Here is a 13,856-nt window from a genome sequence, read left to right on the forward strand (position 1 = left end):
TCAGTCGTTCTCGGCCCGGCGCAGCGCCGCGTCGAGCGCGAGCTGTTTGCGGTCGCGGAGGAGGGCACGTCGCCGGTACGCGTCGGGCCCGCTGCCGTAGGCGGCCTCCGTCTGGCCGACGAGCGTGGCGACGGCGGCGGCGTCCAGTTCGGGGTGGCCGAGGCGCTGCCAGCCCTCGGCGAGGCCGGGGCCGAGGTGGCGCATCATGTGCCGGATGCCGCCGGGGCCGCCGCCCAGGTGGAAGCTTTCGAAGGGACCGACGGCCGCGTAGCGGCCGCCCAGCGACGCCTTCATCACCGTGTCGAGTTCCTCCGCGTCGACCACGCCGCTGAGGACGAGGTGGATCGCCTCCTGGAGTACGGCGCCCTGCAGGCGGTTGGCCGCGAATCCGGGGAGTTCCTTGCGCAGTCGTACCGGCGTCTTGCCCAGTGCCCGGTAGAAGGCGATGGCCTCCTCCACGGTCCTCTCCGCGGTCCGCTCGCCCGGCACGATCTCCACGAGGGGGACGATGTGCGGCGGGTTGAAGGGGTGCGCGACCAGCAGCCGCGCGGCGGCCTCGTCCGGCAGCCGCTCGGCGATGCGGGTGGCGACGATGCCGGAGCTGGAGGTGGCGAGCAGCGCGCCGGCCGGGGCGTGGTGGGCGACGTCGGCGAAGAGCCGCTGCTTGAACTCCAGGTTCTCCGGGCCGTTCTCCTGCACGAGCCGCGCTCCGGCCACGGCCTCGGCCAGGTCGTGGGTGGTGCGGATACGGCGGCGCAGCTCCGTCGCGTCACTGCCGGGCAGTCCGGCGGCGAGCATCGGCAGTGCCTCGTCCACGGCCGCGTCCAGGTCGTCGCGCGGGTCGGTGACGGTCACCTCGATTCCGTGCCCGGCGAAGAGCGCGGCCCACGCGAGGCCGATGGTGCCGGCACCGACGACGGCGGCGGTCATGAGGGTTCCTCCTCGGTCAGGTAGTCGTGGACGGGCACGGCCCGGTCCAGGGTGAGGTCCGTGACGATGTGGCTCGCCGAGACGACCTCGCGCACCGGCAGGTCGGCCAGCGGCGCCAGCACGTGCGCGAAGAGCTGCAGCCGCGCGGGCCCGGTGTACGCCTCCTTGACCACCAGGTCGGTGATCCGTGTGCGGACGAGCTCGCAGACGCGCGGGGTGCCGTCGTAGTCCGGGACGGTCTTGAGCATGTACGCGGGCACGGCGATCGACTCGCGGGCGAGCTCCGGGTCGAGCGGGTGGTGCTTGTAGCCCATCGTGGCGGTGGCCACGCGTACGCTCCCGTAGTCCAGCGTGCCGACCAGCGCGGCGTGCTCGGCGTACAGGGCGGGTGTGCCCATCGCCTTGGGGTAGGCGCTCACCTCGCGGCCCGCGGCGGTGGCGGCGAAGCTGTCCAGGTACATCGCGTGCAGGTATTCGCCGCGCTCGTCCCCGAAACGCACCGGTATGGCCTGCCCGGCCTCGACGTACGGGCCGTAGGCGGTGGCGTCGCCCATCTTCATCACCTCGAACCGCACCAGCGGCTCGTCGGCGTCGACGCGCAGCGGTTCGGGCACGACGGCCCGCAGCGCCTCGGGGTCGGTGCGGTACACGATGCTCAGGTACTCGCGGTCGGTGAAGCGGACGGCGGCCGGGGCGTACGCGGGCGCCGTGGCGGGTGTGGTGATGGTTCGCAGGATCCGCGCGCGGTTCATCGCCCGCTCCAGCGGGGTTCGCGCTTCTCGGTGAAGGCACGGACGCCTTCGGCGAAGTCGGCGGAGCGCAGGAGCGTGCCGATCTCGGCGGTCTGCGCGGCGAACGCCTCCGTTTCGGACGCGCCGTCCGCCCGTCGCACGGTCCTCTTGACCGCGGCCAGGGCCAGCGGCGCGTTGGCCGCGATCTCCTCGGCGAGCTCCAGGGCGGCCGGGAGGGCCCGGCCGTCGGGGGTGAGGCGGTTGACGAGGCCGAGTTCGCGGGCGCGTTCGGCGGTGACGGCGCGGCCGGTGAGGAGGAGTTCCATCGCCAGGTGGTGCGGGACGCGCCTGGGGAGCCGTACGACCCCGCCGCCGCCGGCGATCAGCCCGCGCTTGACCTCGGGGAGGGCGAAGCGGGCGCCCTCGGCGGCGACCACCAGGTCGCAGGCCAGGGCGAGTTCGAAGCCGCCGCCCAGGGCGTGGCCCTCGACGGCCGCGATCAGCGGCTTGGCCGTACGCGCCTCGGCGAGCCCGGCGAAGCCCTTGCCGGGCACGGTCACCTGCTCGCCGCGGGCGGCGGCCTTGAGGTCCATGCCCGCGCAGAACGTGCCGTCCGCGCCGGTGAGGACCCCCACCCGCAGGCCGGGGTCGGCCTCCAGGCGGTCGATGGCGTCGGCGATGCCCCGGGCGACCTCGGCGTCGACGGCGTTACGGGCCCGCGGCCGGTCGATGGTGACGACGAGGGCGCTGCCGACGGTTTCGGCGCGGACGCTGTCGTTCATGGCCGCACCTCACCGTTGGTGAGCTCGCCGAGTACCTCGTCGGTGTGCTGGCCGGGCAGTGGCGCGTGCCGGCGCACCGAGGCGGGGGTGTCGGAGAACGCCAGCGGTATGCCGATGACCCGGTAGGCGCCCTCGGTGGGGTGCTCGGCGACGTCCAGCAGGTGGCCTCCCCGTACGTACGGGTCCTCGGCGGCCTCGTCGAGCCGCAGCACGGGGCCGAAGGGGATGCTGTGCTTGGCGCACACCTCGGCCCACTGGGCGGTGGTCAGCCGGGGCGTCACCGTCTCCAGCAGCTCGGCCAGGGCCTCGCCGTCGCGCGTGGAGTCGATGAACTCGCCGTTGACGCGCGGGTCCTCGGCCAGATCGGGGCGTCCGGCGGCGGCGAACAGGTCGCGGAAGTTCTGCGGGGTGTACGGGATGACCATCGCCAGGCCGTCCTTGGTGGGACGGGCGCGGTGTCCCTTGTTCATGGACAGCGGGAAGCCGGTCGGTCCCATCGGCGGCTCGAAGACGCGGCCCTGAAGGTGCTCGACCAGGTTGAACGCCAGCAGGGTGTCCACCATGGGTATCTCGACGTGCTGCCCGCGACCGGTCGCGCGCTGGTGGACGAGGGCCGCCAGCGCCGCGTACACGATCGTCAGCGCGGCGACCTTGTCGCCGAAGATGCTCGGCAGCACGACGGGCGCCCCCACGTCGCCCGCGCGCTGCGCGAGGTCGACGAGCCCGGAGGCGGCCTGCACCGTCTCGTCGTAGGCGGCCAGCCGGGCCCGGTCGGAGTCCGGGCGGAACCCCTGCGCGTGGGCGTAGACGAGGCGGGGGTTGGCGGCGGCGAGGCTGTCGTAGTCCATGCCCAGGCGACGCAGGGCGTCGATGCGCATATTGGTGATCAGGATGTCGGCGGTGCCGATCAGTTCCAGCGCGGTGGCGCGTTCGCGCTCGTCCTTGAGGTCGAGCGTGACGCTGCGCTTGTTGCGGTTGACGTTGAGGTTCAGGGGCGTCATGCCGGGCGTGCGGTGCAGCACGCCGATCCGGACGGTGTCGTTCGGCGACTCGATCTTGATGACGTCGGCGCCGAGGTCGCCGAGGATCTGTGCGGCGTAGGGCCCCATGACGACGGTGGCCATGTCGATGACGCGCACTCCGGCGAGGGGCCCGCCGGGGGCGTCTTTATCTGTTGCTGCTGTCGCGGCTGTTGCGGATTCCATCACCACTCCAGTTCGAGGGCAATACGGGGAAGGGGATTCCCCGTTCGCATGGAAAACGCTAGTCCGGCGCGATGACGGAACCCAAGCGATCAGTGACACCGATACGCGAATAACGGCGTGACCGCAGCGGTCACGCCGTTATTCCGGCCGCTATTCCGGGCTCTCGCCGTCCTCGACGGGCGCGGCGAACACGGCCCCCGCCTCCCGCACCAGTCCGTGCAGATCACCGTCCGGCCGGGCCCGGTCGCGGCGCCACACGAGCCCGGTCGCCAGGGTGGGCGAGAAGTCCCGGAACGGCAGGACGACACTCGCGCCCCTTCCTCCCTCGCCATTCGCCCCGCTATTTCCAGCACTGAGCAGCGTAATCCCGAAGACCGAACCGTTCGCCACGATTTCGCGCACGCTGGCGTAATCCCCGATATTGAGGCTGATCTCCTTATGAATTCCGGCGGCTTTCAGACGCACTTTGAGCTGGTCGAAATACGTGGGAAGCGTGCCGGGCGCGGAGGTCACATAGGTGTAATCGGTGAGCTCGCTCAGCGCCACCGAGCTCCGGCCGCCGAACGCGTCGGCCGGCAGCAACGCGCCCAGCGGCTCGTGCAGCAGCTCCAGCACCTCGATCCCGTCGGCGTGCACCGGCAGGTGCACCAGCGCCATGGCGAGGTCGCCACGCTGAACGGCACCGAGGAGGTTCCCGCTGTTGCCGGGCCAGCGCTTGACGTCGTACTGCTCGGCACACCGCGTCTCCAGCAGCGCGAGCCGCTCCCGCAACCGCGGGTGCAGGGCCGGCACCACCCCCACATACGCCGCCCGCCGCTCGGGCCCCAGCGCCCGGCGCAGCTGCCAGGGAATGTCGTCGAACCGCCCGAGCACGTCCTTGGCCGCCGGCAACAGCGCCGCCCCGGCGCGGGTCAGCGCCACACGGTGGGAGTCCCGGTCGAACAACCGCTGCCCGAGCTCCCGCTCCAGGTCCCGTATCCGCTGACTCAACGGCGAGGTAGCCATGTGCAACTGCCGGGCCGCGCGGGAGAAACTCAGGTTCTCGGCGACGGCGACGAAATAGCGCAGATGAAAGATCTCCACCACCGGACCCTATCCAGGGCACGCGGGAGGCGACCCGGTGGCCGGGGGGATCACGCGGTCGTCGGCCGCCACCAGATACCAGGCCGCCTTGGTGTGCCATGCGGGTGCGACACGGCACCGTTGAGGGCGTCGACTCCCCAGTCCGGCCGCGCCCTCGCCGCCGACAGGACCTGTGAGTCGACCACGAAGGCAGCAAGTTCCGTCAGGATGGCGGGTGTGTGACACAGCGGTGACACGGCACGGTATCGCTGTAGGGCACCAAAGGGTCAGGAAACACAGATCCCGACCACGGCGGAATTGGCCGCGTGACGTGTGGCGCAAGCCAATCCCCAGTGAAAGCCTTGGGCCAGCCACCCAGCGAAGCTGCTTCAGCGCGCCTCCTTTGTCATCAGCGCGCGATAGCCGAGCCCAGCTACCGTCAGTACTGGCGCCAGAACGCCCGCCGGTCAACCCGCCAATGGCCGATGTGTTCGTCGATGCCATCCTGGTCGGCGAGGTCTTCGCCGTTCACACCGCACATTCCTGTCCACGTGGTCTCGCCGAAGCGGTAGTTCTCGGTCACCCGGATCCGCCAGACCAGCTTCCATCCTTGAACGGCGAGAGTGTTGACGGCACCGGCAGCGAGCAAGAGGGCCGGTGGGCCGAGGCGTCCCGAGCTCGGGTCACGGACGACTGTCCCCTCCTCACCGGGAACATGGAAGTCGAGAGATCGACCGCTCCAACGGAGACCGAGCCGCTCAACCAGCGCCCGTGAGGGGATTGCCCGGTCCGTCGGCCTGCCCTTCGTGATGTCCCGCAGCCGGACAAGGAAGGTGTCCTCGTACAGCGCCGTCGCGGCGGACACCGTCCCGACACCTTGGAAGGGTCCCGTGGTCGAGTGCGGTTGCCGGTAGTACTCCGCGAGGTACATCTGCGGCGGCCACTGTTCACTCAGAGCCGGCGTGCTGTCCGGCCCCATCAGATCGGCGACCGAGCGGTCCTCCGCATCAGTGCGTGCAAGGACAGCCTCTACTTCCACCCGGACAGCCCTGTCGTCGCTGCCTTGTCTGGTTGGTGAACCGGCCCGCCCGTTGTCCTCGAGCCGGGCAAGCGCATAGGTATCGGTGACGAGCACCGGCAGACTGTTCTCCGTGTCCGGCCCGTCGGACTGCCGAAGCTCGTATTTGGAGTGAAGGACGTACCAGGTGCCACCGTCGGGATCCCGTACGGTCAGGAACTGGGAGGGCCGCATCCCTCGCAGCGCGGTTGCGGCATCCTCCTCCACAGGGGTGCACCACCAGGATTGCGGCTGGCGGCTCGTCTCCACGGAATACGACCACTCAGGCGGGACAGTCGGGTCGATCGCCTGCCGCCGGTCCAGCGCACATGGCGCGGAGGACACGGGCCAGGGCCGCAGCCCGCCCGAGCCGGAAACCGCCGCGCCGTGCCACTCCTCCAGGACCGTGTCGAGTAACTTCTGCTGCTGCGCGTAGGCAGGCCACTCTCCGATCCCGTAGCCATGCCTGCGACGCAGCTTCACTTCAAGCCGCCTCGGCTTGAGGAATCGGGAGCGGCGGATCATCCACGGGAAGCGCTCCGGATGGCTTTCGGTCTTCCCGACCAGCTGTCCGAAGTAGATCTCGCAACGCTCCGTCTCCCGCTTGGGCACCGGTAGCAGGGACGCCCTCGGAAGCTTGGCACGCGGTTCCCGTGAAGAAGCGAAAATCGACGGCCCGAGCAACGTCCGTATGCTGGAGATCGTCTGCTGGACGCTCCTGTGCGGCTTACGCTGGCCTCGCGCCATAGCGCCGCACCACCGCTTCGTCGAGACCACTTCGGCCCCGAGCAGCAGCGCACCGTAGGCGGCCAGCCAGGTCGCCTCGGCGATGAACCCGTCGGCGCTGTTCCCGAACAGCTCCAATTGCTCGATGGCTGTCTCTGGATCGTCCCTCCAGATCTGCGCGACGATACGTACGCACAGCGAACGCAGCGGTTGACTGGGTACCGCAGAAAGCCACAGGAGCACTCTGGTCACGGCTCTCGCATCTTTCCGCACCTCCTCCGTGCAGGAGGAAGCCCAGCGGATGAATCGCTGGAGCATGTTCAGTCCGTCTCGATCTTCCAGGAGGTGGAGGATCGGGACGACAAAGCGACTCGCCAACTGGTTCCTGCCCAGCTTACCGAGTTCCTCGTGGAGAAAATCGGCACCTGCTGGATGGCCCCGGTTCGCGGAATTCACCAGCACCGTGTACCAGACCCAGGGCGCCAGCTCGGGGTCGGTCGTCCAGCGCCTCAGGAAGTCCAGGGACGATGCGTCGGCTATCAGATCACGATGCCTGCCTTCGAGAGATTCCAAGATGGCCATGACAGCGAGGGGTGGCAGCCTCCTCGGCAGGAAATGCGAAAGTTCCTTACCCGAGTGGACGTGGGGTACCACGCCGGCCAGGGCCGAGAGAAGCCGAAAGGCGCGGCCGGCAGCCTCTTCGGGACCGGCCAGGTCTCTCAGAAGGGACGTGAGGTGGCGCCGGCGCCCTGGATCGCGCATCAGATTGCCGGCCCAGATGTGCTCCGCGAACCGCTGCACGGCAAAGCCGATCCGCTGATTCTGCGGATCGAAGGCCAGCACACCTGCTTGAAAGAGCCACTCCAGCAGTCGTGCGGGATCCCCCAGCTCCGTCTCGGGGCGCAGAGCGTCGCAGGCAGCGTGGTAGTCGAGGGAGTCCACCAGACCAATGCGCACGCCGAGGAGTGCGCAAGCCCTGCTCACCAGGGGATGTTCGGTAGTGGTCGGTCTGCCGTGGAGATATTCGAAATAGTCCTTGCCGAGGATCCTCAGCCACCATTCGAAGAGGTCACCGATACTGGGAACCGAGACGGGCGTCTCGGGATCCGCGGTGCCGCGCTCCCGGTGAAGGCACCAGGCAAGCACGGCGAGCATCAGCGGGCGGCGCAGTTCTGCCACGTCCGGCGGTAGGACCAGTGCAGGCACCTTATAGACGTCTCGCATGACCTCCCAGGCCTGTCCAGGGTCCGTCACGCCGCTCGCCCAGTGGATCCCGTACGAGCGATGCCTGGTCTCTGCGGGTGTCAGGCGCCGGTCCAGCCGGGTGGACGCCACGAGCAGAACCGAGGGGAACTCCTTCAACAGCATGGCCAGGGACTCGAATCCGTCTAGTTCGTCACCGCGCAGGCGCGTGACATCGTTGAGGGCGTCGATGATCAGGACGGCGTTCTTCCCGGTGGAATCGGCATGCTTCTGAAGTGCGGCCAGCAGCTTCCTGGCCGGACCGCCCCGGCTCCCCGGTGCGGCCACGCCGGAAAGCCGCCCCTCCCAGGGCTCATCGCCGACGAGTTCGCGACCGGTGACGAACGCGACCGGCGCGCCGGCGCCGACCCTGGCCTCGGCCCAGGCTCCGAGCCCGTACGACTTGCCGGTTCCCCATCCCCCAGCGATCAGGAGAGCACCAGTCGCTCGGGCGAAGAGGGCGGCGTCGAAGCCGAGTCCGGCCAGACGGCGTCGACACACCTCCAGGTCCTGCACAGCAGTGAACAGCTGTCGCTGTGCCAAGAGGTGGTCGGCCGGCAAGTCATCCACCGGTCCGGCGGCTTCAAAGGCCGCGCAGAGTTCTCGAATCAGGTCTCCCATGACCTCAGCCACAGCTGCCATCCGTCCGAGACCCGCCACGATGTCGAGGCCGTCGGACCTGGCGGCTTCGGGCCCTGCACGGTCGAGCGTTGTGGCCAGCTTTTCGATCGCCAGGAGGCACTCAGCGCGGTCGTCCTCCCTGCTGCTCCATACTGCGAGGACGGCCTCCACCCGCTCGGCAGTGGAACGCTGGAATCCGTCTACGGACGGCTGCCAGCCGATCCAAGGCTTCAGCACATCGGCCGCGGACCGGACACGTGCCGCGGTCGGCGCGGGATCGTTCAGCTCCTCCAGGACATCGCTGAGGGGGGTGTGCAGCCACGGGGTCTCGGGCCCGTTGGCACCAAGGACGCGCCGTAGGCTCCGCGCCGTGTCGACCGCCCTCCGGTTCAGATCGTCCAGGCGGGCGAATTCCGCATCGGCAGGCCGAGTTTCTGAATCGTAGACCACCTTCCCTGCAACTTCTCCAATGAAATTCCCGCTCAACTCGATGTGGTCCCCGAGAACATATGTAGCAGGCGGTTCGGGGAGGGACAGAGTCCGGATCGCTTCGTCGATCTGCATGCCTTCCCATCCGGCTGCTGCATAGCTGTTCCGCCCGGCAACGAGCGCGGCTCTCAGCCCGAGACGCCAGGAGAACTCCGTAGTGAGGGCCTTGAGAGCGTGTAGCGCTTCCGGCGTGCACCTGTTGATCAGTACCCGGGGAACAGCATCCCGCCACTGGACCACGTGCTGCGCCGGACCCACAAAATGACCTCCCAGGCGATAGGCGGTCTCGACGTCGGCAGAGAGGGAGTGGAGCCAGCGGTACAGTTCCGCCAGCTCCGCTTCGGTCAACGACGATTCGATGCGCTGCCGGACTTCGCCCATGGCGCAGGTCTCAGCGAGGGCGCGACTGAAACCTTCCGATGTACTCACCAGTGCCCGGATACGGGGCCACGCTTCCGGTGCGTCCGCGATCAGCATGGCCCTGGCCACCCGCACGGCCAGCTCGCGCCGATCCGGCTCGGATGAGTCCGCCGAGCTTGTCAGTACCTCCGTCCCAAGGCGGCGTGCCGGCCCGCTTCCGGCCGACAGGAGTGCTTCGAGCAGCCACGACCAGGTATCAAGAACGGCACTGGGATCCGCGGCCTCAGCCGGAAGCACCAGGGGGGCGTGCCCGCCCTCAGCCTGATGCGCCGGCTCGGTAGGGCAGGTACGACCGCCAGATCCGGCCCCCTTCCGGTGTCCGACGGCAACGGCCACCAGGCAGGCGAGCCGCTCCATCGCCGACGCCAGTGGCGCCGCCCACTGAGGATCCAGGAACCTGAGATTCCAGAAATGCTGTCCGCGGGCCAGCTCGCCTCGCACAGCTCGCTCGAGGTCAAGTGCGAAGTCTGCCGGTGCATGGCAGGCGGCGCGACGCAGTAAGTCCGTCTGGATTCTGCGAGACCGCTCGTCGGAATCGGCCGGGAAACCGCACACGACGGCCGCGGTCCACCGAGACCAGAGTTGTTCGGGCACTTCGTCGATTCGATCGGCCTGGTGCAGGAGTACGAGCGACCGGTAGCCCGCCCAGGCGCGGACGCCTTGACGGCCCGTTCCGAGCCAGTCGTCCCGATGGTCGTGCTCGGCGCCGAGGTAGTGGAGCGCACAGTCCGTGAGTACAGCCAAGTGTTCGGCTGAGAACACCCCGGCCCCCGGCCATTCAGCCAGGTCGTATCCGTACTGTCGGCTTCCCTTGCCGGTTTCCGGGTCCAATTGGAGATTCCACAAAAGCCTCAGGAAGCTCTCGGTGTCACCGCTTCGTGCCTCGGCAAGAGCCTTGTGCTGCGCGACGGAGAATTCCACCGCTACGGAGCCGTTGTTCCGCTTGGTCGCTTTGGCACTCATCCGCATCGACTGCGCCAGCTCGCTGTCGAGCGGGATCCCCTCGAAGAACCACTTCAGCCTTCGCCATGCCGGGTTCTCCTGCCGACTGTAGAGGAGTTCGAAGGCCGCTTGGTCGTCGTGCCGGAAGAGGTGGAGCGCGATGAATCCGTAGGCCTCGGCCACGTCCGGTTCACCAGCCTCGACGGCCCGGTCCCCCTGGTCCAGCACCCAGCCGAAGTCCTCCTCGGTCAATAGACGGGTCCGAACGGGGGCGCTACTCGGGAGCTCGCCGGCCGTCCGCCATGCCTGGATGCCTTTCAAGGCCCGTTTCAACGAACGGGTCAGCACCCAGAGCTCGTGGGCGGGGAAACGGTCGAGGCGAAGGCTTTCCCTGACCAACGCCTCCACCAAGGCCAGCCGCTCAGCATCGGTTGGCTCGGTCCCCCTCACGTCGATACTGTCGAAAGCCGCCGGGAAGAAGATGTCCTCGTGCCTTCGGAGACGTCCGACGAAGATCGATGCCACCAGCGAACGGAGTCCCGCGGCGTGGTCCATCCGCAGTATGCGATCGATGACCTCATCGATGAAGCCCTCCACCACCGAATTCATGCTGCCCAGAAAGCCGACCCCACGAGCTGTCAGCCAGCGCAGGATCTCGACTACTTGGTCGTCGGCGCAGTCCGCCACCATCGTCCGGAGAAAGTAGTGGTAAGCGCCGATTAGATCGGGGTTGCGCGGCGGCCGGAGAACGTCGAGCGCCGCCGCGGTGCCGATGTATCGCGGCCAGAGTCCGGACAGCAAGGTCCCGCGGAGCTCGTCGTCAGGATCGACACGCGCGGCGTAGTCGTCGTCCTGCAGAGAGGTGAGGAGGGACCGTAGCGCACCGGCAGCAGCCTCAGGAGCGCATGCGAACACCGCAGCCACCGCGAACCTGCGCTCCGTCGCGGGACATCGGTCATCACCACAGATGGCGAGCAGCGGGCCCGCCAATTCGGGCGTCGCGCAGTCCTGGGCGAGACGCACCGCCACGCGAACTCGCGCCCGCAGGGGCCAGTCGTCCTCCAAGCCGGACAGATCACCCGTCAAAGCTGCCCGGATCTGGTCCGCCAACCTCGGATGGACCAGATCCCAGCGGGAGAACTGCCACCGAGTGGAGCTGAGTTCCACATCGGCCGCATTGTCCAGCAGGCGCGAGACGATCAGCTCACGCATGGCGTCGGACCGCACCAGGGCACTGTGGACGGTCACGCTTTCGGGATCCGCGGTGACCAGCCACTCGGTGTGCTCCGGGTCGAGCGCGACCAGCCAGGCCGCCGCCTCACGAAGGGGCGGTGGAATCCGGGACGCGTTCGTGCCTGGTACGTCGACGAGGAAGAGTTCCGCCAGTCGCCGGTGGGGCAGCCGCCTCCGGGCCAGGTAGGAGGCGGCAAGGTAGGCCGACAGCGACGAGTGCCGGAAGGAACTCCGCTCGTGGTCGATCGCTGTGAACAACGCCGTCCCGAGGGCTTCCCGCACCGCTTCAGGAGTGACGGGGAAGCAGTCCCCGGGTGCACTCTCCTCGACTCCCCCGATCAGCTCATCAGTCTTGAGGTCGAGCCGGTGCGGCCGGCTTCGCGGCCCGTGTCCGTCCCACAGCGTCCGCCGTCCGCACAGCAGCATGCGCGCCGCAATGCGACCGGCGATTTCCAGGCGTTGTGAAGGCGAAGTTCGGGGAGTCCGCTCCGGGAAACGCCCAGGGTCGTGCTCGCCGGCCAACAGGCGGGTTCCGCTCGCGAACAGCTCTCGGGGATCCCCGCTCAGACCACCGTTCTCCCGATAGGTACGGACCAGCAGTTCCAGGGTCAACGGTGCGCTGGCCAAGGAGCCCGCTCCGACCGCCACCGCAGCAACGATGAGTGCCATTCCATCCACACCAGCGCTGTCCGCCAGGCGCACAGCCTCCGCCCGGGACAGCGGCGCGAGATCGGCGAACGAACACTCGCTGAAGTGCTCCTGAAGCACCTCGGTCAGGCGGACCCGGTAGTCGGCGGTGCGGCAGGCCAGGAGCATCCGGAAGTCTGCCGTATCCCTGCTGTGCAAAGACCTCTCCAGCAGCCCCGGCAACTGGGCAAGCATCGTGCTCTCGTCCAGTTGGTCCAGCACCACGGTCAAACGCCCGCCGGCTCTTCTGCTCGGCGAAGTGGAGGACGGCTCTGCCGCGCTGTCACCGCCGACGCGCCGATTTCTGCGGGGGAGTGCGGCGAGATACCGTCCCACAAGGTCCTGGTACGAATTCTCGGTCAGGTCAGAGCCATTGACCCAGACGTACCCGTCCGATGTCTCCGGATCCTCCGGCCCTACCGCTCTGAGCTCCTGGACGATGCGTCGCAGCACCGTGGTCTTACCCCCGCCGGGCTCACCGAGCAGCACCGTGACCCCGGAGACGGCGACCGTTTCCGGGGGCAGCAGAGCCCCTGGGACGAGTTGCCCGTCCGAAGGTCCGGACACCACATCCTCGTCCAGGAATCCGTCATCACCCAGCGGAAACAGATCCTCGACCGGATCATTGCCCGCCCGCACTCGGCACAGCCGATCGGCCTGGATCTGGAAGACACTCTTCAATGAGACTGACCACCATCAGTGTAAGCCGGTCCATTACCGGAGTGGAACGGACCGCGTCGACGGTCCACATATTTGCCCGTCACTGAATTGGCGAAGGAGCCGCTGAACTCAATGTGATCGCCACCGTAGTGGCGTTCGGTAGGGATCCGGCCGGGAGGACGGTCCTGCGGTGGGGCGGCAGACGGCTGGACACCCCGATCACCGGACCTGGACGGCCGGAGGTCGGCGATGACGGTGGTCACCACGGCGGCAGCGTGAGCAGCAGCCCTGGACCGCGCACCGACGGCATCGACTGCTCGTTCGACAGCATCCACACGGGCATCGATCCCGCAGACGACCAATGCGTGACCAGGCCGACGTGGGTAGGCCGCTGCGGCAAAACCGGAGCTTCCGCTCTCGACCGCCACCGCGTCACCGCAATTGTGGCGCAGCCGCTCGACCAGTTCACCAGGCACTGGGCTGCTGGACACACCTCCGCAAGCCAGCGGTTCAAAGTGGACGACGGGCACCCCAGCAAGGGGCGACACCGGCCGAACGTCGTCCGAGGGGATCCGCCTGCGCCACAACCCGTCCCGGAGTGCGGCCCGGGCACCCTGCAGGAGGGGTCCAGGTGGATCCCATGATCGTGATCGTGCCCCGGTTCCATCCTGCTTCAGCGCGGCTGCCTGGAAGTCGTAGGCTGTTGTGGCCACCACGACGTCGCCGAGGGCGATGTCCTCCTCCAGGCAGCTCGCCACACCGACGAAGAAGACGACTTCGGGTTCGAGCTCACCGACGAGCTCGGTGAGCGACGTCGCGGCCTGATTGCCCTCGCCGACCAGCCCGAGCACGACCCGCCACGGGCTTCCGGGCAACCGACCGCACTCGGCTCCCCTCCCCCACGAGAACGGCAACCGCTGCACATCCTCCAGCCGGCCGCGCACGGCCCGGTACTCCGCGGGCAGCGCCGTCAGCACCGCCACCACCCCCCACGGATCACCCACTCGTTCGGTCCGCATACCGTTCCTTCCTCATTCTCCGAGGCTGTTCCACGGAACTTGCCTAACTG

At 68.4% G+C, this 13,856-nt stretch carries 7 protein-coding genes; all 7 read right to left on the reverse strand.

Annotated elements, in window-relative coordinates; all coding sequences use genetic code 11:
* A complete protein-coding gene (locus tag IE096_RS03440) occupies nt 1-930 on the reverse strand; it encodes a 3-hydroxyacyl-CoA dehydrogenase NAD-binding domain-containing protein (RefSeq protein WP_189448214.1) in 930 nt (309 codons plus the stop codon).
* Nucleotides 927-1,682, reverse strand: coding sequence for an acetoacetate decarboxylase (locus IE096_RS03445; protein ID WP_189448216.1), 756 nt, complete (start codon nt 1,680-1,682; stop codon nt 927-929). Before IE096_RS03445 ends, IE096_RS03440 begins: the two co-directional genes overlap by 4 nt.
* Nucleotides 1,679-2,443, reverse strand: a complete 765-nt coding sequence (locus tag IE096_RS03450; RefSeq protein WP_189448218.1) for a crotonase/enoyl-CoA hydratase family protein — start codon at nt 2,441-2,443, stop codon at nt 1,679-1,681. The genes IE096_RS03445 and IE096_RS03450 overlap by 4 nt, the downstream gene beginning before the upstream one ends.
* Entirely contained in the window at nt 2,440-3,648 is a 1,209-nt protein-coding gene (locus tag IE096_RS03455; RefSeq protein ID WP_189448220.1) for a CaiB/BaiF CoA transferase family protein, read from the reverse strand. The genes IE096_RS03450 and IE096_RS03455 overlap by 4 nt, the downstream gene beginning before the upstream one ends.
* Nucleotides 3,649-3,798: 150 nt before the next feature.
* Nucleotides 3,799-4,731 (reverse strand): LysR family transcriptional regulator, encoded by a 933-nt coding sequence (locus IE096_RS03460; RefSeq protein WP_189448223.1) that lies wholly within the window; start codon nt 4,729-4,731, stop codon nt 3,799-3,801.
* Nucleotides 4,732-5,149: 418 nt separating this feature from the next.
* Nucleotides 5,150-12,808, reverse strand: coding sequence for an ATP-binding protein (locus IE096_RS03465; RefSeq protein ID WP_189448225.1), 7,659 nt, complete (start codon nt 12,806-12,808; stop codon nt 5,150-5,152).
* Entirely contained in the window at nt 12,805-13,806 is a 1,002-nt protein-coding gene (locus IE096_RS03470; RefSeq protein ID WP_189448227.1) for a 5'-methylthioadenosine/S-adenosylhomocysteine nucleosidase family protein, read from the reverse strand. Before IE096_RS03470 ends, IE096_RS03465 begins: the two co-directional genes overlap by 4 nt.
* Nucleotides 13,807-13,856 lie beyond the last annotated feature (50 nt).

Origin of the sequence: Streptomyces abikoensis, assembly GCF_014648775.1 — a bacterium.
In the GTDB taxonomy this organism is placed as follows: domain Bacteria; phylum Actinomycetota; class Actinomycetes; order Streptomycetales; family Streptomycetaceae; genus Streptomyces; species Streptomyces abikoensis.

Excerpts from the sequence above, each read along its gene's own strand:
- IE096_RS03440 (WP_189448214.1), bottom strand. The coding sequence starts at position 930 with ATGACCGCCGCCGTCGTCGGTGCCGGCACCATCGGCCTCGCGTGGGCC.
- IE096_RS03445 (WP_189448216.1), bottom strand. The coding sequence starts at position 1,682 with ATGAACCGCGCGCGGATCCTGCGAACCATCACCACACCCGCCACGGCG.
- IE096_RS03450 (WP_189448218.1), bottom strand. The coding sequence starts at position 2,443 with ATGAACGACAGCGTCCGCGCCGAAACCGTCGGCAGCGCCCTCGTCGTC.
- IE096_RS03455 (WP_189448220.1), bottom strand. The coding sequence starts at position 3,648 with ATGGAATCCGCAACAGCCGCGACAGCAGCAACAGATAAAGACGCCCCC.
- IE096_RS03470 (WP_189448227.1), bottom strand. The coding sequence starts at position 13,806 with ATGCGGACCGAACGAGTGGGTGATCCGTGGGGGGTGGTGGCGGTGCTG.